Source organism: Silicimonas algicola (genome assembly GCF_003970735.1).
In the GTDB taxonomy this organism is placed as follows: Bacteria; Pseudomonadota; Alphaproteobacteria; order Rhodobacterales; family Rhodobacteraceae; genus Silicimonas; species Silicimonas algicola.
This window is the reverse complement of record NZ_CP034588.1, coordinates 2,352,964-2,374,622: the sequence shown is the minus strand read 5'-3', so window position 1 is coordinate 2,374,622 and position 21,659 is coordinate 2,352,964. Positions and strand designations below refer to the sequence as shown.

At 67.1% G+C, this 21,659-nt stretch carries 25 protein-coding genes; 16 read left to right on the top strand and 9 right to left on the bottom strand.

The features are described from left to right. Positions 1-65 precede the first annotated feature (65 nt). The 3 genes from EF888_RS11800 to EF888_RS11790 are packed head-to-tail and all read right to left on the bottom strand — an operon-like array spanning position 66 to position 1,478. The gene (locus tag EF888_RS11800) at positions 66-605 is read right to left on the bottom strand and encodes a DsbE family thiol:disulfide interchange protein (RefSeq protein ID WP_109758400.1); all 540 of its coding nucleotides are present in this window, start codon (positions 603-605) and stop codon (positions 66-68) included. Further along, entirely contained in the window at positions 598-750 is a 153-nt protein-coding gene (gene ccmD, locus EF888_RS11795) for a heme exporter protein CcmD (RefSeq protein ID WP_109758401.1), read from the bottom strand. The genes EF888_RS11800 and ccmD overlap by 8 nt, the downstream gene beginning before the upstream one ends. Next, the gene (locus EF888_RS11790) at positions 750-1,478 is read right to left on the bottom strand and encodes a heme ABC transporter permease (RefSeq protein WP_109758402.1); all 729 of its coding nucleotides are present in this window, start codon (positions 1,476-1,478) and stop codon (positions 750-752) included. Before EF888_RS11790 ends, ccmD begins: the two co-directional genes overlap by 1 nt. Before the next feature lie 137 nt (positions 1,479-1,615). Here EF888_RS11790 and EF888_RS11785 point away from each other — a divergent pair, with 137 nt between their 5' ends. Together EF888_RS11785 and EF888_RS11780 are read left to right on the top strand one after the other, a co-directional pair. Further along, positions 1,616-2,779, top strand: a complete 1,164-nt coding sequence (locus EF888_RS11785; protein WP_109758403.1) for a M20 aminoacylase family protein — start codon at positions 1,616-1,618, stop codon at positions 2,777-2,779. Between the two features lie 76 nt (positions 2,780-2,855). Next, positions 2,856-5,984, top strand: coding sequence for a glycosyltransferase family 2 protein (locus tag EF888_RS11780; RefSeq protein ID WP_109758404.1), 3,129 nt, complete (start codon positions 2,856-2,858; stop codon positions 5,982-5,984). A 29-nt stretch (positions 5,985-6,013) separates the two neighbouring features. Here the strand turns inward: EF888_RS11780 and EF888_RS11775 are convergent, their stop codons facing one another. From EF888_RS11775 to EF888_RS11765, 3 genes are read right to left on the bottom strand one after another with little or no spacing between them, the layout of a single operon-like run. Beyond that, positions 6,014-6,481 carry a DUF6173 family protein gene (locus EF888_RS11775; RefSeq protein WP_109758405.1) on the bottom strand — a complete coding sequence of 156 codons (468 nt, stop codon included), beginning with the start codon at positions 6,479-6,481 and terminating at the stop codon, positions 6,014-6,016. Next, complete coding sequence (locus EF888_RS11770; RefSeq protein WP_109758406.1) at positions 6,478-7,530, bottom strand: MBL fold metallo-hydrolase; 1,053 nt, start codon at positions 7,528-7,530, stop codon at positions 6,478-6,480. Before EF888_RS11770 ends, EF888_RS11775 begins: the two co-directional genes overlap by 4 nt. Further along, positions 7,530-9,233, bottom strand: coding sequence for an acyl-CoA dehydrogenase (locus tag EF888_RS11765; protein WP_109758407.1), 1,704 nt, complete (start codon positions 9,231-9,233; stop codon positions 7,530-7,532). The genes EF888_RS11770 and EF888_RS11765 overlap by 1 nt, the downstream gene beginning before the upstream one ends. A 107-nt stretch (positions 9,234-9,340) precedes the next feature. Here EF888_RS11765 and EF888_RS11760 point away from each other — a divergent pair, with 107 nt between their 5' ends. Beyond that, positions 9,341-10,288 (top strand): L-threonylcarbamoyladenylate synthase, encoded by a 948-nt coding sequence (locus EF888_RS11760; RefSeq protein ID WP_109758547.1) that lies wholly within the window; start codon positions 9,341-9,343, stop codon positions 10,286-10,288. Here EF888_RS11760 and EF888_RS11755 read toward each other — a convergent pair. Beyond that, the gene (locus EF888_RS11755) at positions 10,270-10,500 is read right to left on the bottom strand and encodes a hypothetical protein (protein ID WP_109758548.1); all 231 of its coding nucleotides are present in this window, start codon (positions 10,498-10,500) and stop codon (positions 10,270-10,272) included. The genes EF888_RS11760 and EF888_RS11755 overlap by 19 nt on opposite strands. A 126-nt stretch (positions 10,501-10,626) precedes the next feature. Between EF888_RS11755 and EF888_RS11750 the strand changes: the two genes are divergently transcribed. Continuing rightward, a complete protein-coding gene (locus EF888_RS11750) occupies positions 10,627-11,340 on the top strand; it encodes a M48 family metalloprotease (RefSeq protein WP_109758408.1) in 714 nt (237 codons plus the stop codon). A gap of 183 nt (positions 11,341-11,523) precedes the next feature. On the opposite strand, the gene EF888_RS11745 is transcribed toward EF888_RS11750, so the two are convergent. Beyond that, positions 11,524-12,177, bottom strand: coding sequence for an alpha/beta hydrolase (locus tag EF888_RS11745; RefSeq protein WP_109758409.1), 654 nt, complete (start codon positions 12,175-12,177; stop codon positions 11,524-11,526). A 158-nt stretch (positions 12,178-12,335) separates the two neighbouring features. Between EF888_RS11745 and iscR the strand changes: the two genes are divergently transcribed. From iscR to EF888_RS11685, 12 genes are all read left to right on the top strand, one after another. After that, positions 12,336-12,797, top strand: a complete 462-nt coding sequence (gene iscR, locus EF888_RS11740; protein WP_109758410.1) for a Fe-S cluster assembly transcriptional regulator IscR — start codon at positions 12,336-12,338, stop codon at positions 12,795-12,797. Continuing rightward, entirely contained in the window at positions 12,794-13,885 is a 1,092-nt protein-coding gene (locus tag EF888_RS11735) for a cysteine desulfurase family protein (RefSeq protein WP_109758411.1), read from the top strand. The genes iscR and EF888_RS11735 overlap by 4 nt, the downstream gene beginning before the upstream one ends. Before the next feature lie 14 nt (positions 13,886-13,899). Further along, the gene (sufB, locus tag EF888_RS11730; RefSeq protein WP_109758412.1) at positions 13,900-15,420 is read left to right on the top strand and encodes a Fe-S cluster assembly protein SufB; all 1,521 of its coding nucleotides are present in this window, start codon (positions 13,900-13,902) and stop codon (positions 15,418-15,420) included. A gap of 3 nt (positions 15,421-15,423) precedes the next feature. Continuing rightward, positions 15,424-15,759, top strand: coding sequence for a hypothetical protein (locus EF888_RS11725; protein WP_109758413.1), 336 nt, complete (start codon positions 15,424-15,426; stop codon positions 15,757-15,759). Between the two features lie 63 nt (positions 15,760-15,822). Next, a complete protein-coding gene (locus EF888_RS11720) occupies positions 15,823-16,110 on the top strand; it encodes a DMT family protein (protein WP_241239893.1) in 288 nt (95 codons plus the stop codon). A gap of 4 nt (positions 16,111-16,114) precedes the next feature. Further along, on the top strand, positions 16,115-16,435 hold the full coding sequence (locus EF888_RS11715) for a heavy metal-binding domain-containing protein (RefSeq protein WP_109758415.1): 321 nt from the start codon (positions 16,115-16,117) through the stop codon (positions 16,433-16,435). A gap of 126 nt (positions 16,436-16,561) precedes the next feature. After that, the gene (locus EF888_RS11710) at positions 16,562-17,101 is read left to right on the top strand and encodes a hypothetical protein (protein WP_109758416.1); all 540 of its coding nucleotides are present in this window, start codon (positions 16,562-16,564) and stop codon (positions 17,099-17,101) included. An 85-nt stretch (positions 17,102-17,186) separates the two neighbouring features. Next, a complete protein-coding gene (sufC, locus tag EF888_RS11705) occupies positions 17,187-17,942 on the top strand; it encodes a Fe-S cluster assembly ATPase SufC (RefSeq protein WP_109758417.1) in 756 nt (251 codons plus the stop codon). Further along, positions 17,942-19,228, top strand: a complete 1,287-nt coding sequence (gene sufD / locus EF888_RS11700; protein WP_109758418.1) for a Fe-S cluster assembly protein SufD — start codon at positions 17,942-17,944, stop codon at positions 19,226-19,228. The genes sufC and sufD overlap by 1 nt, the downstream gene beginning before the upstream one ends. A 5-nt stretch (positions 19,229-19,233) precedes the next feature. Then, complete coding sequence (locus EF888_RS11695; RefSeq protein ID WP_241239654.1) at positions 19,234-19,719, top strand: YIP1 family protein; 486 nt, start codon at positions 19,234-19,236, stop codon at positions 19,717-19,719. Further along, on the top strand, positions 19,719-20,276 hold the full coding sequence (locus EF888_RS11690) for a hypothetical protein (protein WP_109758420.1): 558 nt from the start codon (positions 19,719-19,721) through the stop codon (positions 20,274-20,276). Before EF888_RS11695 ends, EF888_RS11690 begins: the two co-directional genes overlap by 1 nt. Then, on the top strand, positions 20,276-21,496 hold the full coding sequence (locus EF888_RS11685) for a cysteine desulfurase (protein ID WP_109758421.1): 1,221 nt from the start codon (positions 20,276-20,278) through the stop codon (positions 21,494-21,496). Before EF888_RS11690 ends, EF888_RS11685 begins: the two co-directional genes overlap by 1 nt. Here EF888_RS11685 and EF888_RS22470 read toward each other — a convergent pair. Next, entirely contained in the window at positions 21,493-21,615 is a 123-nt protein-coding gene (locus EF888_RS22470) for a hypothetical protein (protein ID WP_277601021.1), read from the bottom strand. The two genes, EF888_RS11685 and EF888_RS22470, sit on opposite strands and share 4 nt — an antisense overlap. Positions 21,616-21,659: the final 44 nt, after the last annotated feature.

The following is a 21,659-nucleotide window of genomic DNA, read 5'->3' as shown; positions in this document are numbered from 1 at the left end:
TTCCCTGCCGCCACTCGAGGGTTGCGCGCTTATCGTCCTGATGATCGTCTGGCTGGTCGGCTGACCTAGTCGGCCAGGGCCGCCTCGATCGCCGGGCGAATCCGGTTCGCCAGGATGCTGTTCGTGATCGGACCCGCGAACCTCAGTACCACCGTCCCGTCGCCATCGACCACAAAGGTTTCCGGCACGCCGTAGACGCCCCAGTCGATCGCCGTTCTGCCATCCGCGTCCGCGCCGATGGCGCTGTACGGGTCGCCGAGTTCTTCGAGAAACCCCAGAGCCTTCTCCGGGTCGTCCTTGTAGTTGACGCCGATGATCGTCAGCCCCTCGTCCTTCAGCGCCATGATCTGCGGGTGCTCGACGCGGCAGGGCGCGCACCAGCTCGCCCAGAAGTTCACCAGCGTCACCTCGCCCGACCTGAGCGAGGCATCCGTGGGTGGCGCGCTTTCGCCCAGGGGCGCGAGGGCCAGGGCCGGCGCGGAGCTGCCGATCAGCGTAGACGGCAGGGCATCGGGATCATCCCGGAACATGCCGCCCAGGAAAAGCCCCGCCATGGCGGCGAAGATCAGGGGCGGCGCGAGGACGAGGGGCGAGATTCTAGCCAACGGCGCGGCGTCCCTCGGTCTCGGCCAGCCGCCGGCGCGACCGGCGCGACTGCACCCAGGTCAGCACAAGGAGCGCGGCAAGAAGGCCAAGCGAGCCGGCGTAGGCCAGCGCGACCTCGGCGGCATAGGTGGGCGTTCCCTCCATCAGGCCATCCGCTCCTTCAGTTCCAGCGCCGAGACGCGGCGAAGCCGGATCTCGGTCCGGGTGCGGATCAGCACGAGCGCCACGAAGAGCAGCACGAACCCCACGATGCATACCATAAGCGGCACCCAGTAGACGTCCGCCACGTTCTCGTCACGGTCGAGCGACAGGGAAGCCCCTTGGTGCAGCCCCTGGTTCCAGAAGTTGACCGCATAGCGCGATAGAAGCGCGAAGACCGAGCCCACGAGGCACAGGACCGACGTCAGGTCGGCGGCGGTATCCGGGTTCTCGACCGACGACCACAGCGCCATGTAGCCGAGGTAGAACAGGAACAGGATCAGGAAGGACGTCAGCCGCGGATCCCACTCCCACCAGGTGCCCCACATCGGTTGGCCCCAGATCGCCCCGGTCCAGAGCGCGATGAGCGTCATCACCGCCCCCACGGGCGCCGCCGCCTTCGCGGCCAGCGCCGAGACGTGATGCCGCCGGACCAGCCAGATCAGCGAGGCCACCAGCATCATCGCCCAGGCATTGATCGCCATCATCGCCGAGGGGACGTGCAGGTAGATGATCTTCACCGAGTCGCGGAAATTCTCGGCCTCGGGCACGAAAGCCACGCCCCAGACCAGCCCGACCGCAAGACACAGCGCCGCCACCCCCGCCAGAGGCGCCACGATCCGGTCGGTCGTGGCCATGAACTTGCGTGGGTTGGCGTATTCCCAAAGCGACATGGCCTCTTCCTATCCGGGCCCCGCGCCCCTCTCAAGTCACGGATGCGTGGCGCTATTGACGCAGGGGCCAATGTGGCGGGGGTTGCCTTGGCCGCGCGAGGGGTGAAATCTGGCAAGCGAACCCGAAGGAGTCTGCCATGCCCGTCCGCAACCGATTTGCCGAGCTTCACGAGGAGATCACCGCGTGGCGCCGCGACATCCACCAGCACCCCGAGATCCTCTTCGAGGTTCACCGCACCGCCGCCCTCGTCGCCGACAAGCTCCGCGAGTTCGGATGCGACGAGGTCGTGACCGGCATCGGGCGCACGGGCGTCGTCGGCATCATCAAGGGCCGCACCGGCAGATCGGGACGCACGGTTGGTCTGCGCGCCGACATGGACGCGCTGCCGATCGAGGAGGCGACGGGTCTCGACTATGCGTCGAAGACTCAAGGCGCCATGCACGCCTGCGGCCACGACGGGCACACGGCCATGTTGCTGGGGGCGGCCAAGTATCTTGCCGAGACGCGCAACTTCGACGGTTCGGTCGCGGTCATCTTCCAGCCCGCCGAGGAAGGCGGCGGCGGCGGGCGCGAGATGGTGGACGACGGCATGATGGACCGCTTCGGAATCGACGAGGTCTATGGAATGCACAACTGGCCGGGCAAACCCGTGGGCAGCTTCGCGATCCGCGCGGGCGCCTTCTTTGCAGCCACCGACGTCTTCGAGATCGTGGTGGAGGGGAAGGGCGGCCACGCCGCCAAGCCGCAGGAGGTGATCGACCCCACCGTGACGGCATCGCAGATCGTCATGTCCCTTCAGACCATCGCCAGCCGCAACGCGGACCCGGTCAAGCAGGTCGTCGTTTCGGTCACGTCCTTCGTCACATCGTCGACCGCCTTCAACGTCATCCCGCAGCGCGTGACGCTGAAAGGCACGGTGCGGACCCTCGACGCCGACACCCATGACCTGGCCGAGACGCGGCTGAACGACATCGTGACCCACATCGCTGCCGCCTTCGGCTGCACGGCGCGCGTCGACTACACGCGCAACTACCCGGTGATGGCGAACTCGGAAACCGAGACGGGATATGCCATCGACGCCGCGAAGAAGGTGTCGGGCGACTGCGAGGAGGCTCCGCTCGTCATGGGCGGCGAGGACTTCGCCTTCATGCTGAACGCGCGCCCCGGCGCCTATATCCTCGTCGGCAACGGCGACACGGCGATGGTCCACCACCCCGAGTACAACTTCAACGACGAGGCGATCCCGGCGGGCTGCTCGTGGTACGTCGAGATGGCGGAAAGCCGGCTGCCCGCGGCCTAGTTCCACCGCGCCGAACCGGTAATGGACGCTGCGGAAACGACCGTGTAACCTCGCCCGAAAACGGGGGCCGGGCAGCATGGACCAACCGATCGCGATGCTCTGGATGCGGGGAAGCCTCAGCTTCGTCGAGCAGCTTTGCGTGCGGTCCTTCCTCGACGCGGGGCACCACGTCATCCTCTACGGCTACGAGGAAATCGGACGCGTGCCGGACGGCGTGGAGCGGCGCGACGCGGCCCTGATCCTGCCCGAGACCGGGTTTCTCGTTCACGAACGCACCGGCTCGCCCGCGCTTCATTCCGATCTCTTTCGCTATCGCCTTCTTGCGCGGGGAACCGGCGAGATCTGGGCCGACACCGACGCCTATTGCCTGCGGCCCTTCCGTGCGCACGACGGCCATCTATACGGCTGGGAGAGCGAGCACCACGTCAACGGCGGTGTCCTCGGCCTGCCGCCCGACAGCGCGACGCTGGCGGCCCTTCTCGACTTCACCAGCGACGAATTCGCCATTCCGCCCTGGGAGAAGCCCTGGCGGCGCCGCGAATTGGAGGCGGCGAAGGCAAGCGGCCAGCCCGTCCACGCCGGCGAACAGACATGGGGGGTCTGGGGCCCGCACGCCATCACGCACTTCCTGAAGGAGACGGGCGAGATCGCCCACGCCTTGCCGCAGGCGGCGCTCTATCCCTATACCTTCGCCGAACGGCGGAAACTGCTGACGGCCGGCGTCGACCACGCCCGCAAGATCACCGACGAGACGCAGTCGATCCACCTCTACGGCCGGCGCATCCGCAAGCGGATCGCGGAACGCGACCTGGGACTGCCCGACCCTGACAGTCTTCTCGGTGGTCTCCTCATCAAACACCGCATCGACCCCTGCGACGCGCCATTGCGCGACTGCCCCGACCCGGACCGCGACCACGCCTTCGCGCGCCGCTATCGCGAGGCGGTCGAAGGCAAGCAGTACCAGGCGGCTGCCATGACCGGCGAGATCCGGCCTCTGGACGAGGTCGTGGCGGTGACGACCATGCGCAACGAGGGCGCCTTCATCCTCGACTGGGTGGCCTATCACCTGGGCGTCGGCGTCACGCATTTCCTCGTCTACACCAACGACTGCGACGACCAGACCGTGGCCATCCTCGACGCGCTCGCCGCCCGCGGCCTTGTTACCCGCGTGGACAACCCGGTGTCGGACGGCCAGAAGCCGCAGCGCCAGGCGTTGACCGCCGCGTGGAGTCAACCGCGCGTGACCGCCGCCGACGCGGTGGTGGTCATGGACGTGGACGAATACATCAACGTCCACGAGGGCGACGGGACCCTGACCGACCTCTTCCGCGCGGCGGGCGACCCCGACATGATCTCGATGACCTGGCGGCTCTTCGGCACCTCGGGTCACATCGCCTATGAGGACGCGCCCGCGCCCGAACGCTTCACCCGCTGCGCGCCGGCCCTGACGCGCAAGCCGCATCAGGCCTGGGGCTTCAAGACCATCCTGAGGCGCGGCGCCCCCTTCGCGGGCTTCGGCGTCCACCGTCCGCACGATCCGACGGGTCCGATGCCGCGCTGGACCAACGGATCGGGCGCGCAGCTACCGGACCGCTACCTCGACGGAGGCTGGCGGAGCGGGATCGATTGCTGGGGATACGACCTCGTCACGCTGAACCACTACGCGGTCCGATCCTGCGAGAGCTTCCTCGTCAAGCGGGACAGGGGCCGGTCGAACCACGTCGCGCGACCGCAGGACGTGGCCTATTGGAACACCTACAACCGCAACGACGAAGTCGACGCCTCGATCCTGCCCCGCCTCGAACGCGCGCGGGCGCTGCGCGAGGTCTTCGCTCGGGACCCCGGCCTCGGACCGCTGCACGAGGCCGCCGTCCACTGGCACCGCGCGCGGATCGACGCGCTGAAGGCGTCTCCGCGCGAGGCTGCTTTCCTGGCGCATGTCTCGGCCGATCCGAATTCGCACCGGCTGGACGAGATCGCGCTTCCCGAGGCCCCACCCGTGCCCCGCACGGTGGCGGCTGCGCCCGTGTCGTCGCTGATCGAGTTGCGCGACGTGGCGCCACCCACAGGTGACGAGGCCGCGCGGCAGTTCGACGGGCTGATGGAGCGCCTGAAGTCCCGCCAGCCGCTTTTGCCGCCCCTCGACGCGCCGCCCCGGTCCGAGAGGATCGTTGTCGTCACCTCGATGAAGAACGAGGGCTGCTTCGTCCTCGAGTGGATCGCCTACCACCTGTCGATCGGGGTGACGCATTTTCTTGTCTACACCAACGATTGCGACGATCCGACGGATGCGGTTCTGGACCGCCTCCAGGCGCTTGGACATGTCACGCGCGTCGACAACCCCTTCAACCGCGAGTCCGGCCAGAAGCCGCAGAGGGGCGCGCTGAACGATGCCGCCGAACGCGCGGTGGTGCGGGACGCCGACTGGGTCGGCATCATCGACGTGGACGAGTTCGTCAACATCCACGTCGGCGACGGCACCTTCGCGGCGCTTCTTGAGGCGGCGAACCATCCCAACGTCATCTCGATGACCTGGCGCTTCTTCGGCAACAGGGGCGTCCACGCCTATGAGGACCGCTGGCAGACCGAGATCCTGACGGCCTGCGCGCCGCTCTACATCCCGAAGCCGCGCCTTGGGTGGGGCTTCAAGAGCTTCTACCGTCCCGACGGCCCCTTCACGAAGGTCGGCGTCCATCGCCCGCTTGGCCTCGACCCCGAACGCGCGGACGAGGTGCGTTGGATCAACGGGGCAGGCCGCGCCATGCCCGAGAGGGTGGCGCTGAAAAGCGAGTGGTTCAGCCGCAAGGACACCATCGGCTACGACATGGTGACGCTGAACCACTACGTTCTGCGCTCGGCCGAGAGCTTCCTCGTCAAGCGCCAGCGAGGGCGGATCAACCACGTCGATCAGGACCAGGGCGTGAACTACTGGGTCACACGGAACTACGCGACCGAGACCGACACCTCGATCCACGCCCGTCTGCCGCGCGCACGCGACGTGCTGGTGGGCCTTCTGGCGGACGAGGATTTGTTCCGGCTGCACCGCGCCTCAGTGGCCTGGCACCGCGAGAGGATCGATGAGCTGATGCGCGAGACGGAGTACCGCGCGCTTTACGACGCGATCACCGATCCCTCGCTGCCCGACGCGATCATGCGAGCGCCGAAGGAGAAGGGCGACCAGCAGACGCTCGAGGCGGCGGAATAATTACGTCGCAGTGACTTGCAGGGCGACGTTCAATCGTCGTCGTCACTCTCGTCATCGTCGAGCGCTGCGGCCAACTGGAAGCCGATGCGCCGGGGCGCTTCGGTCTTTTCCTGCTTCGGCATGGCGCGGAGAAGGACGTTGAGCTGTGTGACGTGCTGCACCAGCTGGACGCGCGCGCCCGATCCGTCGGTGCCGTAAAAGGTCACGATATCGGGGTCGAAGTACCCCAGCCCCTCGATCCTCAGGAAGCCCCCGCCGGTATCGGTGAAGCTCATCGCCACCTCGTGTTCGGCGTCGAGCACCTTCTCGAAGTTCTGGATATAGAGGATCAGGCGCTGATAGGCCCATTCCGCCGGGCTTTTCCGCTCGACGGGCCGCCGGGTCACGGCCTCGGGCAGCGGCTCCTTCTCGAAGCAGACCGCGTCGGGGTCGGCGTGGACCGCAGATGCGTGCCTGCGATCCGAGGGATAGGGCGGCGGGCTGTCGTTCGATGTCATCGCTGATCTCCCGCACGATACACCCAAGCCCCATCCTCGCGGCGGTCCCGGCTGGCACGGCCCTGGTGCCAGAGATGCAGGCAATGCGCCACCGCTTCCCCGAGCGCCAGTCCGAACTGGCCACCGGTGATCTCCCGCTTGAAGACCGGAACGAAGCTTTCCACCGCCGTTGCAGGCCGTGACGACAGGGCGGTTTCGAGACGGTGAAGCGCCGAGACGTGGTTCTCGATCATCTGGTCGAGGCGGGTCGGAAGGCCGGTGAAAGGCAGCTTGTGGCCCGGCAGGATCAAATGAGGTTCGGAGGTCAGGGTCTTGAAACTATTGCACGATGCGATCCAGTCCCCCACGGGATCGCCCTCGGGTTCGGTCGGGTAGACGCTGAGGTTGGGAGAGATCGAGGGCAGAAGCTGATCGCCGCCCAGGACAAGGTCGTCGTCCTCGGACCAGAGCGTCGCGTGTTCGGGGGCGTGACCGTGGCCGATGCGGACGCGCCAGCGACGACCGGCTGCGGTCAGGACGTCACCTTCCGAAATCCGGGTATAGCCGACCGGCAGCGGCGCCACGACATCGGCGAAGTTGAACGGCCGCTCGGCCTTCCGCGCCTCGAGCATCGCCGCCGGCATTCCCGCGGCGCGCCAGAACTCCAGCGCGGCCTCGCTCGGCCGTTCCTGCACGTCGAGCGTGAGCATCCTCGCGAAAAGCCAGGCCGTCCGCGTCGTGACGAGCGTCGCCCCTGTACGCGCCATCAGCCATCCGGCAAGGCCGACATGGTCCGGGTGGTGATGCGTCACGACGATGCGCGCAACGGGCTTGCCCGCCAGCGGACCGGAAAGCAGCGCTTCCCAGCCCGAGCGGCAGGCCGAGCTGTTCAACCCGGTATCGACCAGCGTCCAGGCGTCGCCGTCGTCCAGCGCGTAGACGTTGACGTGGTCGAGCGCCATCGGCAGGGGCATCCGCGCCCAGAGGACGCCCTCCGCGACCTCGATGACCTCACCGAGGCCGGGAGGCTCGGCATGGGGATAGCGGATGCGGCGGCCGCCATCGTCCATCAGGCGAAGGCCAGGTCTTCGGGCGACATGTCGTAGAGACCGTCGGCCCCGACCGAGACCTGCGCGAGAAGCGCCGCGTGTTCGGGCAAGAGCCGGGTGATGTAGAACCGCGCGAGCGCCCGGCGGGGACCGTTCTCGACCAGCGCCGCCTTGAGATGGAAGTGGCCGCCCAGGACCCGCGCGGCGGCGCGCAGGTAGGGCACCGCGCCCGCGAAGCGATCGTCGAGAGGCTGCGCCACGAGCCATTCGGTCGACTCTCGCAGCGTCTCGGCCGCGCTCCAGACGACGTGGGCCAGGTCCGGAAGTTCGGACCGGGCCGCCTCGGCCGCGGTCTCGACCTCGTCCAGAAGCCGGAACATCGCCTCGCCCCCGTCCGACATCTTGCGCGCGACGAGGTCCATCGCCTGGATGCCGTTGGTGCCCTCGTAGATCGACGTCACGCGCACGTCGCGAAGGTATTGCGCGACGCCCGTCTCCTCGATGAAGCCCATGCCGCCGTGGACCTGGATCGCGTCCTCGGCCACGGCGATGCCGGTGTCGGTGCCGAAGGCCTTGGCAATCGGTGTCAGAAGGGCGGCGCGCGCGGTCCAGTCGGCCTCGCCTGTGGCGCGCCCCATGTCGATGGCGACGGCGCAGGCCAAGGCTATGGCGCGGGCCGCGAAGACGTCGGCCTTCATCGCGGTCAGCATGCGGCGAACGTCGGCGTGCTCGACGATGGCGCCCGAGCCGCCGGCCTTGCCCTGCCTGCGGTCCGACGCGTATTCGAGCGCCTTCTGGAACGCCGCTTCCGCCACGCCGATGCCCTGTGCGCCGACGCCGAGGCGGGCGTTGTTCATCATCGTGAACATGGCCGCCATGCCGCCGTTCTCGGACCCCACCATCCAGCCCGTCGCGCCGTCGTACTCCATGACCGCCGTGGGCGATCCGTGGAGACCTAGCTTGTGTTCGAGGCTGACGACGCGGAGATCGTTGCGTCGGCCCGGATTGCCGGCCTCGTCAGGCAGGAACTTCGGGACGAGGAACAGGCTGATGCCGCGCGTGCCGGGCGCCGCATCGGGCAGGCGGGCGAGGACGAGGTGGCAGATGTTCTCGATGAAATCCGCGTCGCCCCAGGTGATGTAGATCTTCTGGCCCGAGATCGCGTAGGTGCCGTCGCCCGTCGGCTCGGCCTTGGTGCGAAGCGCGCCCACGTCGCTGCCGGCCTGGGGTTCGGTCAGGTTCATGGTGCCCGACCAGGTGCCGCTGGTGAGCTTCGGCAGGTAGAGCGCCTTGATCTCGGGGCTGGCGTGCGCTTCGAGCGCCTCGATCTGGCCCTGGGTCAGGAGCGGGTTCAGTTGCAGCGCCAGGCAGGCGCCCGACATCATGTCGTTGAGCGCGGTGCCAAGCGCCACGGGGAGGCCCATGCCGCCGTGGTCGGGCGCGGCGGTCAGCCCGATCCACCCGCCCTCGGCAATGGCGCGGAAACCCTCTTCGAAGCCGGGAGAGGTCCGCACGACGCCGTTCTCGAGACGGGCCGGCGAGGTGTCGCCCGCGCGGTTCAGGGGCGCGAGAACCTGGTCGCAGAGCTTAGCCGCTTCCGTCAGGATCGCCTCGACGGTGTCGGGCGTGGCCTCGGCGAAACGCTCGGTCGCCGCCACGTCTTCGAAGCCGACCACGCGGTCCAGGATGAAGCGGATGTCCGTCGTGGGCGAGGTGTAGGGCATCGCGGCCTCCCTGAAAGGCGGTTGGCAAGGGTCTGCGTCCTCGCTAACGGATGTGGCCGAGGATGCAAGCGGGCGACTGGCCCCGCAACACGGACGCAGCGTCACGCATGGACGGCACGACAGAGAGACTGGACCCGGATGCGGCTGGCGTCGCGCGCGCGGCCGACTTGCTGCGGGCGGGGCGTCTGGTGGCGTTTCCGACCGAGACGGTCTACGGCCTCGGCGCCGATGCGCGGCAGGGCGAGGCGGTGGCGGCCATCTTCGAGGCGAAGGGACGTCCGAGGTTCAATCCGCTGATCGTGCATGTCCCGGATGTTCGCGAGGCCGAACGCTATGGCGTCTTCCCGGCGGCGGCGCGGTCGCTGGTGGCCGGCGGATGGCCCGCCGGGCTGACGCTGGTCGTGCCCTTGCGCGAGGGGACGGGGCTGTCGCCCCTCGTCAGCGCGGGCAATCCGACCGTGGCGCTGAGGCTGCCGAAGGCGGATCTGGCGCAGCGGCTGTTGCGGAACTTCGGCGGCCCTCTGGCGGGACCCTCGGCCAACCCCTCGGGCAGGGTCAGCCCGACGACGGCGGATCACGTCCTGTCGGGCCTCTCGGGCCGCATCGCGGCGGTGCTCGACGGCGGACCGACTGAGGCGGGGCTCGAATCCACCATCCTCGGCTTTCCGGATGGCGTCCCGACCGTTTACCGCGAGGGAGTATGGCAGGCGCCGGCCTCCATGCCGCGCCTGACGAAAGCAGGCGAGGGACGGGCAGACGCGCCAGGCCAATTTTCGTCGCACTATGCCCCCAAGGGTTCGGTGCGGCTTGACGCCGTCACCGCCCGACCCGGCGAATGGCACATCGGCTTCGGTCCCGTTCGGGGTGATGTCTCGCTCTCCCCGGCAGGCGATTTGCGCGAGGCGGCGGCGGCGCTGTTCTCGCTCCTGCACGAGGCGGACGCAGCCGGGCGCGACCGGATCGCCGTGGCGCCCATACCGGACAGGGGCCTCGGCCGCGCCATCAACGACCGTCTGCGCCGGGCTGCTGCGCCCCGTCAGGCCTTCCGCTTGTAGACGCCCTCGGGCAGGTTCAGCGCGGCCGTCAGGTCGGCCAACTGCGACAGCGACAGGGTGATCTTGCACAGCCGCCCGGACTGCGCATCTTCCTGCTCGATGGTGACGCAATCCTCGAAGGCGTTTATCGTGACGTCCTCCTGCCGGTGGCTGGCGGGATCGTCGATGAGGGTGACGACGGTGGCGTCGAAGTCGTGCTCGATGGTGAACATGGGCCCCAGACTGCGCGCCACATCCGGCCGGTTCAAGCGGTTTCCTGACTGTCTGCCATCGAACCGATTGCGGCCTGCCGCGTTACGCAGCAGAATTGACAAAACAGAGCAGACACCGAGGCATCCATGCTGAAGCAAACCATTTTCGCCGCTGCCGCCCTGAGCGCGCTCTCGGGCTGCGACATCGAACCCGTGCCGGTCTCGCGGCCCGCACCCGGCGCCGAACCCGTGGCCGTCGTCTCGCGCACCGGCTCCGCCCAGTCGCTTGGCGACTTCCGCGCGGTGGTGGCGCGGGTCGAGCCGGTGGCCGAAGGCGTGTGCCGTCAGATGCGGCCCCGCGACAACTGCGATTTCAACATCGTCATCGATTCCCGTCCCGGCCTGCCGCCGAACGCTTACCAGACCTACGACGACGCGGGCCGGCCGGTGATCGCCTTCACGCCCGCGCTCATCGCCGAGATGAGGAACCGCGACGAGCTGTCCTTCGCGCTGAGCCACGAGGCCGCGCACCACATCGAGGGTCACATAAGCCAGACCCAGAGCAGCGCGCAGACGGGCGCGGTTCTGGGAGCGGTTCTGGGCCAGCTTGCGGGACTCGACGCGCAAGGCGTGGACGTGGTGACGAACATCGGCGGCACCGTTGGCGCGCGGCGCTACTCCAAGGGGTTCGAGCTTGAGGCGGACTCGCTTGGCGCCCGCATCGCGGCCCGCGCGGGATACGATCCCGTCCGTGGTGTGCTCTACTTCCAGGACGCGGCCGATCCGGGCGACAGGTTCCTCGGGACGCACCCGCCCAACGCCGACCGCATCCGGACCGTGCAGCAGGCCGTCGGCCGCTGACGCCCGCGTAAAACGGAAAGGGCCCGGCATGGCCGGGCCCGTCATCCTTGTATGCTCGATGGTCGTTCCGCCGTCTGAAGGCCGGAGTGAGGCCTGAGCCGCCTGTTGCGCCGATCAGGCGCGCAGGGTGAGGCGGCGCCAAGACCGATGTGAGGCGAAATTCGGGCGCCCGACCGGAAAGCCCTAGCGCGAGGTCTCGCCCAGACGCCGGGTGACATAGTCGGTCACCGTGCCGATCATCTTCTCCATGTGCGGATCCTCGAAAAAGTGTCCTGCGCCATCGACTTCGGAATGGGTCACGGTGATGCCCTTCTGCTCCTGCAGCTTCTCGACGAGGACATGCGTGTCCCGCGGAGGTGCGACGCGGTCGGACGTGCCGTTGATGACGAGACCGGAGGCCGGGCAGGGGGCGAGGAAAGAAAAGTCGTACATGTTGGCCGGAGGCGATACGCTGATGAAGCCGGTGATCTCGGGCCGCCGCATCAGAAGCTGCATGCCGATCCAGGCGCCGAACGAAAAGCCCGCGACCCAGCAATGCTTGGCGTTCTGGTTCATCGACTGGAGGTAGTCGAGCGCGGAGGCGGCGTCGGACAACTCGCCGATCCCCTGATCGTACTCGCCCTGGCTGCGGCCGACGCCGCGGAAATTGAAGCGCAGAACGTTGAAACCCATGTTGTGGAAGGCGTAGTGCAGATTGTAGACGACGAGGTTGTTCATCGTCCCGCCGAACTGCGGGTGAGGGTGCAACACGATGGCGATCGGAGCATCCTTGCTCTTCTGCGCATGGTAGCGCCCCTCGAGACGGCCTTCGGGGCCGGGAAAGATCACCTCGGGCATATCGTCGTCTTCACCTTCGTTCGGGGGCGTCGGGCCGGCCCATAGTTGACGGAAAAGGTCGGGGACCTTAGAAGCGTTCTAATTCGGGTCTGCCCTCCGAAAGGACAAGGGCTGAGGTAAGGCCCGGGCGCGAAAAGGTCAATGACGCAGGCGGTTCCATGAAACTGAGCACGAAAGGCAGGTATGCGATGGTGGCGCTCGCCGATCTCGCACTTGCCAAGGACGATTTGCACCTCTCGCTGGCCGAGATCTCGCGCCGGCAGGATATCTCGCTGCCCTACCTCGAACAGCTCTTCGTCAAGCTGCGACGCGCGGGGCTGGTGGACTCCGTGCGCGGTCCCGGCGGCGGCTACCGTCTGGCGCGCCCTGCGTCCGACATCCGCGTGAGCGAAATCCTCGGCGCCGTGGACGAGACGGTCAGCGCCATGCATACCGGCGCGGGCGCGTCCGGCGGCGTGTCGGGGTCGAAGGCTCAAAGCCTGACCAACCGGCTTTGGGAGGGATTGTCGGCGCATGTCTACGTCTTCCTCCACCAGGTCCGGCTGTCCGACGTGGTGACGAACGAGCTGGTGCCCTGTCCTGCCGTCCCCGCTCTCTTCGAGGTGGTGGACGAGGCATGACGGGCGGGGCGGGGCGTGTCTATCTCGACTGGAACGCGACCGCCCCCCTGAGGCCGGAGGCGCGCGAGGCGATGCTCTCCGCGATGGAGGTGGCGGGCAACCCTTCGTCCGTCCACGCCGAGGGGCGGGCAGCGCGGGCGCTGGTCGAAAACGCCCGCGCCGACGTGGCCGCACTGGTCGGCTGCAAGCCGGGCGAGGTGGTGTTCACCTCGGGCGCGACCGAGGCCGCCCGCGTGCTGTCGACGGTGCCCGCGCAGTACGACGTCCTGGTCGATCCGACCGCGCACGACGCGGTCTGGGCGCATGTCCGCATGTCGAACTGGTCCGAGAGGCCCGATGGACCGGGACACACGCTGGCGATGGGGCTCGCCAATTCAGAGACGGGCGTCATCACCGACCCGCCGGACAAGTTGGACGGCACGTACCCCTTCGGCGCCGCGCGGGCGGACAGCCTGTTCCTCGACGTGACGCAGGCCGTGGGCCGCATCCCCTGGTCCTTCGCCTGGTCGGGCGCAGCGCTTGCCTGCCTGTCGGCGCACAAGCTGGGCGGCCCCAAGGGCGTGGGCGCTCTGATCGTGCGGGACGGCATGGACATCACCGCGATCCAGTCGGGCGGCGGGCAGGAACTTGGGCGAAGATCCGGCACCGAGAACGTCACCGGCATCGCAGGGTTCGGCGCAGCAGCGCGCGCCGCGCTGCGCGATCTCGATGCGGGCGTCTGGACCGGGGTGGAGAAACTTAGAAATATTCTAGAATCCGCTCTGGTGTCCGGCGCGAAAGAGACTATTTTTGTCGGGAAAGAGTCGCGACGCCTGCCGAACACGTCCTGCTTCGTCACGCCCGGTTGGAAGGGCGAGACGCAGGTGATGCAGATGGATCTGGCGGGGTTCGCGGTGTCGTCGGGGTCGGCCTGCTCGTCTGGCAAGGTCAAGACGCCGAGGGTGCTTCAGGCCATGGGTCTCGACGCCCGGGCCGCGGAAGGCGCGCTGCGCGTGTCACTGGGTCCCACGACGACGGAAGACGATATCATGCGCTTCGCCGATGCCTGGCTGAAGCAAGAAAGGAAATACCGCCAACGGGCGGCATGAGGAAGGACACCGGTATGGCCGCACTGGACAACGAGGTGAAGGAAGGCGTCGACCAGGACACCGTGGATGCGGTCCGGTCGCTGTCGGGCAAGTACAAGTACGGCTGGAACACCGACATCGAGATGGACTACGCCCCCAAGGGTCTGTCCGAGGACATCGTGCGCCTGATCTCGGACAAGAACGGCGAGCCGGAGTGGATGACCGAATGGCGTCTGACGGCTTATCGCCGGTGGGTGTCGATGGACGAGCCCGAATGGGCGATGGTCCACTATCCCAAGATCGACTTCCAGGACCAGTACTACTACGCCAAGCCCAAGAGCATGGCTGTGAAGCCGAAGTCGCTCGATGAGGTCGACCCGAAGCTTCTGGAAACCTACGCCAAGCTCGGCATCCCGCTGAAGGAACAGATGATCCTCGCGGGCGTCGAGGGGGCCGAGGACGCGCCCGCCGAGGGCCGCAAGGTCGCCGTCGATGCCGTTTTCGACAGCGTCTCGGTCGGCACCACCTTCCAGAAGGAGCTCGCCAAGGCGGGCGTCATCTTCTGCTCGATCTCCGAGGCGATCCGCAATCACCCCGACCTGGTGAAGAAGTACCTGGGTTCGGTCGTGCCGCAGTCGGACAACTTCTACGCCACGCTCAACGCGGCGGTCTTTTCCGACGGCTCCTTCGTCTACGTGCCGCCAGGCGTGCGCTGCCCGATGGAGCTGTCGACCTATTTCCGCATCAACGCCGAGAACACGGGCCAGTTCGAGCGGACGCTCATCATCGCCGACAAGGGTTCTTACGTCTCCTACCTCGAGGGCTGCACCGCGCCGCAGCGCGACACGACGCAGCTTCACGCCGCCGTGGTCGAGCTGGTGGCGCTCGAGGACGCCGAGATCAAGTATTCCACTGTCCAGAACTGGTATCCGGGCGACGAGAACGGCAAGGGCGGGATCTTCAACTTCGTCACCAAGCGCGCCGATTGCCGCGGCGACCGCTCGAAGGTGATGTGGACGCAGGTCGAGACCGGCTCGGCCGTGACGTGGAAGTATCCGTCCTGCATCCTGCGCGGCGACGAGAGCCAGGGCGAGTTCTATTCCATCGCCATCACCAACAACTACCAGCAGGCCGACACCGGCACGAAGATGATCCACCTGGGCAAGGACACCCGGTCGCGGATCGTGTCCAAGGGGATCAGCGCGGGCAAGGCGCAGAACACCTATCGCGGCCTCGTGTCGATGCACCCGAAAGCCAAGAACTCGCGCAACTATACTCAGTGCGACAGCCTTCTGATCGGCTCCGAATGCGGGGCGCACACGGTCCCCTACATCGAGGTCAAGAACAATTCCTCCCGCGTCGAGCACGAGGCGACGACGTCAAAGGTCGACGACGAGCAGATGTTCTACTGCCGGAGCCGGGGCCTTGACGAGGAGGAGGCGGTGGCGGTGATCGTGAACGGCTTCTGCAAGGAGGTGCTCCAGGCCCTGCCGATGGAGTTCGCGATGGAGGCGCAGCAGCTGGTGGCGATCTCGCTCGAAGGCTCGGTGGGATAGGCGATGACGACGGGCGGCAGCACCGACGACGGGCTGATGCTCCAGGTCCGCAATCCCAGGCTGGATGCCTGGCCATTTGCCGTGCTAGCGGGCCTCATCGGGACCGTGACGACGCTGTATCAGCTCCCGGATCAGATGACGCTCTGGGGAAGTGCCATTGCCGCCGCGTTCGTGGGCGTGCTTCTGACGGTGCTTGTCGGATGGCCGCTGGCGGCCGCCCGTGGACGGCGCGCGGAACGTCTGAGGCAGAACCATCGAGACACGCGCGACGCGGACAAGTTCAAGGCCATAGCCGACCTGAAGGCCCGCGACGTAGCGCGCGCCCCGGAGTTGCCGTGATTGACAGCCGTCATACCCCCCACGGTCCTGCCGATCGTCCTGCTGGCCCTGTCGAACGTCTTCATGACCTTCGCGTGGTACGGGCACCTGAAGTTCAAGGCGACGCCTCTGATCGTCGTGATCCTCGTGTCCTGGGGCATCGCGTTCTTCGAGTACTGCCTCGCGGTGCCGGCCAACCGGATCGGGCACTCGGTCTATTCGGCGGCGCAGCTCAAGACGATCCAGGAGATTGTGACGCTGACCGTTTTCGTGGGCTTCTCGGCGCTCTATCTCAAGGAGGCCGTGACGCTGAACACGGTCATCGGCTTCGCCTTCATCGCCGTTGGCGCGGCCTTTGTCTTCAGGGGATAGCAGCATGATCGTCACCACCACGCCCTCGATCGAGGGCCGCCGCATCACCGCCTATCACGGCGTCGTCGTGGGCGAGGCCATCATCGGCGCCAACATCTTCCGCGACATGTTCGCCCGCGTGACGGACATCGTCGGCGGCCGGTCGGGCGCCTACGAGAAGTCGCTGCAGGAAGCGCGCGAGATCGCGCTCCGCGAGCTTGAGCAGCGCGCCGCGAAAGCCGGCGGAAACGCCGTCGTCGGTGTCGACCTCGACTACGAGGTGATCGGCGAGGGCAACGGCATGCTGATGGTCTCGGCCTCGGGCACCGCCGTCACGGTCGAATGATCCTGTCCCCTCTCCATAAACTCGCCCGAAACGGCGACAGTATCGCGGGATTTTCCGCGATTGCGCCATCTTCTGGCCACGATCCGTTGCGAGTGTCGCCGCGGCACGAGCAGAAGGGCGAGAGGCATGGCGACCTCGAAGATTCAGCGCACCGGGTTCGAGGACAGGCTGTCCCGGATCAAGAAGGGCGGCGACAACACCATGGGCGAGGTCCACATCGGGCCTCGGGACGAGGTGCGCGCCGGTCAGAAGCGCAAGCCCGGCACTACCGTGCGGTTGAAGAAGAAGAAACAGTCAAAGAAGGAAATCGGCCGCGCCTCCGGCGTGTCGCTTCTGATCCTTGCGTTTCTCTTCGGCGCGCTGTCGATGTTCGTGGGCCAAGCCGCATCCTATCACCTCTTCGCCGAAACCGGACTGATCCAGCTCGACCTGTCGGCCACGCCGGCGGCGCCCTACGTGCCGGTTGCGCATATCGTGATCGGCGGGTTCTTCGCGGTGCTCTTCGCCTGGACCTTTCAGCTCATGGGCGTGGTCCGGCTTGCCGCGATCGCGGCCGGGCTTTTCGTGATGGTCCAGTACCAGCCCGTGCTCATCAAATCGGTGCCCGGCGTCTATGCCGCGTTCTTCTCGGACGAATTCGTCGAGAGCCAGCTCGGCAAGGCCTGAGTCTCCGCAACCCACACTCTTTGAATTTGGAAGGGCGCCGCCATCCGGGCGGTGCCCTTTCTGTCGTCATGCGAGGAAGAAAGACATGCTGAAGATCGAAAACCTCGAGGTGAAGCTCGAGGAAGAGGACAAGGAGATCCTGAAAGGGGTCGACCTCGAGGTGCCCGCAGGCGCCGTCCACGCCATCATGGGACCGAACGGGTCGGGCAAGTCGACGCTGTCCTACGTCCTGTCGGGACGCGACGGCTATGAGGTGACCGGCGGGACCGCCACGCTGGAAGGCAAGGACCTTCTGGGCATGGAGCCCGAGGAGCGCGCGGCGGCGGGTCTCTTCCTGGCGTTCCAGTACCCGGTCGAGATCCCGGGCGTCGGCAACATGACCTTCCTGCGCACCGCGCTCAACGCTCAGAAGAAGGCCCGTGGCGAACCCGAGGTCAGTGCGGGCGACTTCCTCAAGCTCGTCCGCGAAAAGTCGAAGGCTCTCGAGATCGAGCCCGACATGCTGAAGCGGCCCGTCAACGTGGGCTTCTCGGGCGGCGAGAAGAAGCGGAACGAGATCCTCCAGATGGCGATCCTAGAGCCCCGGATGTGCATCCTCGACGAGACCGACTCGGGCCTCGACGTCGACGCCATGCGCCTTGTGGCCGAGGGCGTGAACGCGCTTCGCGACGCGGGCCGGGCCTTCCTCGTCATCACGCACTACCAGCGCCTTCTCGACCATATCCGCCCCGACGTCGTCCACATCATGGCGAATGGGCGCATCGTGAAGTCCGGCGGTCCCGAGCTTGCGCTCGAGGTCGAGCAGAACGGCTATGCCGACATCCTGGCGGAGGTGGCCTGATGGCATTGCCGCAAAAGAGGCAGGACGCCACCGAGGCGCGGATCGCCGCCCTCGACACGCCCGGAGGCGGGGGCTGGATCCGCAAGGCCCGGGACGAGGCGCTGGCGCGGTTCCGCTCCATGGGTCTGCCGGAGCGTCGCGACGAGTACTGGCGTTTCACCCGGCCTGACGAGCTGAATGCCGCCGCGGCCCCCGAGGCCGCCATTCTGGAGGCGAAGGAAACCCAGGTCTTTGGCGCCCTCGACCGTCTGTGCATCGTCTTTCGCGACGGCGTTTTCGACGAGGCCGCCTCGGACAAGCTCGAAGGCGAGGGGCTGGAGATCGAGCGGCTGGCCGACGCCGCCCGCGCCGACATCCACTGGGCCAAGGACCTCTACGGCGTACTGGAAGCCCGCGCGCAGGTGCCCGTCGTCCGTCCCTTCGCCGCCTTGAATACCGCTTTCGCGGCCGACGGTGTCGTCATCCGCGTCACGGGACGCGTCACGAAGCCTGTCCACCTGCGATACCTGCACGAGAAGACGGACAGCGACGCCATGCTGCACGTGGTCGTGCGGCTGGAGGAGGGGGCCGAGCTGACCCTTCTGGAGAACGGGCCCGCCGCCGCGCGCTTCAACAAGTGCATGGAGGTCGACGTCGCCGACCGCGCCGCCTTCCACCACGTCCGCGCGCAGGGTCGCGACCACGAACGCCGCGCCGTCACGCATCTCTTCGGCCGTCTCGGCAAGGAGAGCGTTTTCAAGTCCTTCACCCTGACCTCGAACGGGCGCCTGACGCGGAACGAGGTCTTTCTGGAGCTGACCGGCGACGACGCCGTGGCGCATGTCGCTGGCGCCGCCGTCGGCGACGGCGACTTCCACCATGACGACACGGTATTCATTGTCCATGACGCGCTGAACTGCGAAAGCCGCCAGGTCTTCAAGAAGGTCCTGCGCAACGGGGCGGTCGGCGTCTTTCAGGGCAAGATCCTGGTGAAGCGCGGCGCGCAGAAGACCGACGGCTATCAGATCAGCCAGGCGCTTCTGCTCGACGAGGATGCGCAGTTCCTCGCGAAGCCCGAGCTTGAGATCTATGCCGACGATGTCGCCTGTTCGCATGGCTCGACCTCGGGCGCGATCGACGAGGATGCGATGTTCTACCTGCGCTCGCGCGGTGTGCCGGAATCGCAGGCGACCGACCTTCTGGTCCTCGCCTTCCTCGCCGAAGCCATCGACGAGGTCGAGGACGCCACCATCTCCGAGGACATCCGGTCTCGGCTGGAAGGCTGGCTGTCGCGGCGAAGACGGTGAGCATCGTGCTGGACATACTGGGCACCTGGCGCGCCCCGAGACAGGTGCAGGCCCGCCGGATGGCGGGTCCGCCGCGTGAGGACAGGGCACTTGCCATCCTTCTTGCCGCATGCGGGCTGATCTACGTCGCCCAATGGCCGAGGCTGGCGCGCGAGGCGCACCTCGATCCGTCCATCGCGCTCGACGCGCGCATGGCGGGTGCGCTTTTCGCCTGGCTCATGGTGATGCCCCTGGCGTTCTATGCGCTGTCGCTTGTCCTGCACCTGGTGCTGCGCGCGGCGGGTGTCGCCACGACTGCCTTCCGAGTGAGGCAGGCGGTGTTCTGGGCGCTTCTTGCGTCGGTGCCGGCCTGGCTTCTGTCGGGACTGATCGCGGGCTTCGACGGGGACGGTGCGGCGCTGACCGTGGTCAGCACAGTGGCTGTCGCCGCGGTGGGGCTTTTTACGGCCGCAGGCCTGTCGGTCGCGGGCGCCCGGGCGGAGACCGTCTGATGTTTTCGGAACTCATGCGCGAGACTTTCCGCAATCCGCGGGGCGCCGCAGCGATGCTGGCGGGCCTGAACCTTCCCGGCCGCACGGCATGGATGGCTCTTGCCGCATCGCTGGCGATCTCTGTCCTCGTGACCGAGCCGATGTTCCAGCTCGCGCCGCCCGACACGTTTGGCGAGCCGATCGCGCCCCTGATGCGGTTCCTCGTGACGATCCCCTTCACGGGCGCTCTCGTCTGGGCCATCTGGAAGATCGCCTCGATCATGGGGGGCACGGCCGACCTCGCTCAGGTGATCGTGGTGTTCTCCTGGCTCGAGCTTCTCCTTTCGCTCGGCCTTCTTGCGATGCTCGTCCTGCTCTTCGTCCTGCCGCCGCTTGCGGGTCTGCTGGGGCTTGGCGCGATCATGGCCTGGATCTGGCTTCAGAGCGTGTTCTTCGCCCAGATCTTCGGCTTCGCCACGCCGGCCAAGGCATTTGCCGTGGTCGTCATGGCCTGGGTCGCGGTCTACGTCTTCGGCATCCTGATCCTGTCCATCGTCGCCGGAGGAGGGCAGGGCTGATGTACGACGTCATTGAGGTCCGCAAGGACTTTCCCATCCTGTCGCGCGAGGTGAACGGCAAGCCGCTGGTCTACCTGGACAACGGCGCGTCGGCGCAGAAGCCGCAGGTCGTGATCGCCGCCGTGACGCAGGCCTATTCGATGGAATACGCCAACGTCCACCGCGGGCTGCACTTCCTGTCGAACCTCGCGACCGAGAAATACGAGGCCGTGCGCGGCACCGTCGCGCGCTTCCTCCATGCCCGCCACGAAGACGAGATCGTGATGACCTCGGGCACGACCGAAGGCATCAACCTCGTGGCCTACGGCTGGGCCATGCCGCGCTTCGAGGCGGGCGACGAGATCGTCCTGTCGGTCATGGAGCATCACGCCAACATCGTGCCCTGGCACTTTCTGCGCGAGCGTCAGGGCGTGGTGCTGAAGTGGGTCGACGTCGACGAGACGGGGGCGCTGCCGCCCGAGAAGATCATCGACGCCATCGGCCCGCGCACGAAACTTGTGGCGGTGACGCAACTGTCGAACGTTCTCGGCACCCGCGTCGACGTGAAGGCGATCTGTGCCGGCGCGCGCGATAGGGGCGTGCCGGTCCTTGTCGACGGATCGCAAGGCGCGGTCCACATGCCGGTCGACGTCGAGGATATCGGCTGCGACTTCTATGCCATCACGGGACACAAGCTTTACGGCCCGTCGGGGTCCGGCGCGATCTGGATCCGCCGCGAGAGGCTGGCCGAGATGCGGCCCTTCCTTGGCGGTGGCGACATGATCCGCGAGGTCCACAAGGACGTGATAACCTATGCCGATCCGCCCATGAAGTTCGAGGCCGGCACCCCCGGCATCGTCCAGCAGATCGGCCTCGGCGTGGCGCTCGAGTATCTCATGGACCTGGGGATGGAGAACGTCGCCGCCCACGAGGAGCGTCTGCGCGACTATGCCCGGTCACGGCTCGACGGTCTGAACTGGCTGCAGGTGCAGGGCACGACGCCCGACAAGGCCGCGATCTTTTCCTTCACTCTCGACGGTGCGGCGCATGCCCACGACATCTCGACCGTCCTCGACAAGAAGGGTGTCGCGGTGCGGGCGGGGCACCACTGCGCCGGTCCGCTGATGGATCACCTGGGGCTCACCGCGACCTGCCGGGCGTCCTTCGGGCTCTACAATACCGAGACCGAGGTCGATACGCTGGTCGAGGCGCTGGAGCTTTGCCACGACCTGTTCGGCTAGCGCGTCCGGTCGAGGATTGCCGTCACCCTGTCGGTCGTCGTCAGGAATTCGTCGTTGTGCCTGAAGTGCCGCAGCGCGAAGAGGATGCGTGCCCAGTCGTCTTCGTCGAGATGCTCCATCCTTCATGTCCCCTCGGCCCCCGCCGGGCAGACTGACAGGAATT

What these genes read in the sequence shown, in the direction of transcription:
- ccmD (WP_109758401.1), bottom strand. Translation starts at nt 750, where the DNA reads ATGGAGGGAACGCCCACCTATGCCGCCGAGGTCGCGCTGGCCTACGCC.
- EF888_RS11790 (WP_109758402.1), bottom strand. Translation starts at nt 1,478, where the DNA reads ATGTCGCTTTGGGAATACGCCAACCCACGCAAGTTCATGGCCACGACC.
- EF888_RS11785 (WP_109758403.1), top strand. Translation starts at nt 1,616, where the DNA reads ATGCCCGTCCGCAACCGATTTGCCGAGCTTCACGAGGAGATCACCGCG.
- EF888_RS11780 (WP_109758404.1), top strand. Translation starts at nt 2,856, where the DNA reads ATGGACCAACCGATCGCGATGCTCTGGATGCGGGGAAGCCTCAGCTTC.
- EF888_RS11775 (WP_109758405.1), bottom strand. Translation starts at nt 6,481, where the DNA reads ATGACATCGAACGACAGCCCGCCGCCCTATCCCTCGGATCGCAGGCAC.
- EF888_RS11770 (WP_109758406.1), bottom strand. Translation starts at nt 7,530, where the DNA reads ATGGACGATGGCGGCCGCCGCATCCGCTATCCCCATGCCGAGCCTCCC.
- EF888_RS11765 (WP_109758407.1), bottom strand. Translation starts at nt 9,233, where the DNA reads ATGCCCTACACCTCGCCCACGACGGACATCCGCTTCATCCTGGACCGC.
- EF888_RS11760 (WP_109758547.1), top strand. Translation starts at nt 9,341, where the DNA reads ATGGACGGCACGACAGAGAGACTGGACCCGGATGCGGCTGGCGTCGCG.
- EF888_RS11755 (WP_109758548.1), bottom strand. Translation starts at nt 10,500, where the DNA reads ATGTTCACCATCGAGCACGACTTCGACGCCACCGTCGTCACCCTCATC.
- EF888_RS11750 (WP_109758408.1), top strand. Translation starts at nt 10,627, where the DNA reads ATGCTGAAGCAAACCATTTTCGCCGCTGCCGCCCTGAGCGCGCTCTCG.
- EF888_RS11745 (WP_109758409.1), bottom strand. Translation starts at nt 12,177, where the DNA reads ATGCCCGAGGTGATCTTTCCCGGCCCCGAAGGCCGTCTCGAGGGGCGC.
- iscR (WP_109758410.1), top strand. Translation starts at nt 12,336, where the DNA reads ATGAAACTGAGCACGAAAGGCAGGTATGCGATGGTGGCGCTCGCCGAT.
- EF888_RS11735 (WP_109758411.1), top strand. Translation starts at nt 12,794, where the DNA reads ATGACGGGCGGGGCGGGGCGTGTCTATCTCGACTGGAACGCGACCGCC.
- sufB (WP_109758412.1), top strand. Translation starts at nt 13,900, where the DNA reads ATGGCCGCACTGGACAACGAGGTGAAGGAAGGCGTCGACCAGGACACC.
- EF888_RS11725 (WP_109758413.1), top strand. Translation starts at nt 15,424, where the DNA reads ATGACGACGGGCGGCAGCACCGACGACGGGCTGATGCTCCAGGTCCGC.
- EF888_RS11720 (WP_241239893.1), top strand. Translation starts at nt 15,823, where the DNA reads ATGACCTTCGCGTGGTACGGGCACCTGAAGTTCAAGGCGACGCCTCTG.
- EF888_RS11715 (WP_109758415.1), top strand. Translation starts at nt 16,115, where the DNA reads ATGATCGTCACCACCACGCCCTCGATCGAGGGCCGCCGCATCACCGCC.
- EF888_RS11710 (WP_109758416.1), top strand. Translation starts at nt 16,562, where the DNA reads ATGGCGACCTCGAAGATTCAGCGCACCGGGTTCGAGGACAGGCTGTCC.
- sufC (WP_109758417.1), top strand. Translation starts at nt 17,187, where the DNA reads ATGCTGAAGATCGAAAACCTCGAGGTGAAGCTCGAGGAAGAGGACAAG.
- sufD (WP_109758418.1), top strand. Translation starts at nt 17,942, where the DNA reads ATGGCATTGCCGCAAAAGAGGCAGGACGCCACCGAGGCGCGGATCGCC.
- EF888_RS11690 (WP_109758420.1), top strand. Translation starts at nt 19,719, where the DNA reads ATGTTTTCGGAACTCATGCGCGAGACTTTCCGCAATCCGCGGGGCGCC.
- EF888_RS11685 (WP_109758421.1), top strand. Translation starts at nt 20,276, where the DNA reads ATGTACGACGTCATTGAGGTCCGCAAGGACTTTCCCATCCTGTCGCGC.
- EF888_RS22470 (WP_277601021.1), bottom strand. Translation starts at nt 21,615, where the DNA reads ATGGAGCATCTCGACGAAGACGACTGGGCACGCATCCTCTTCGCGCTG.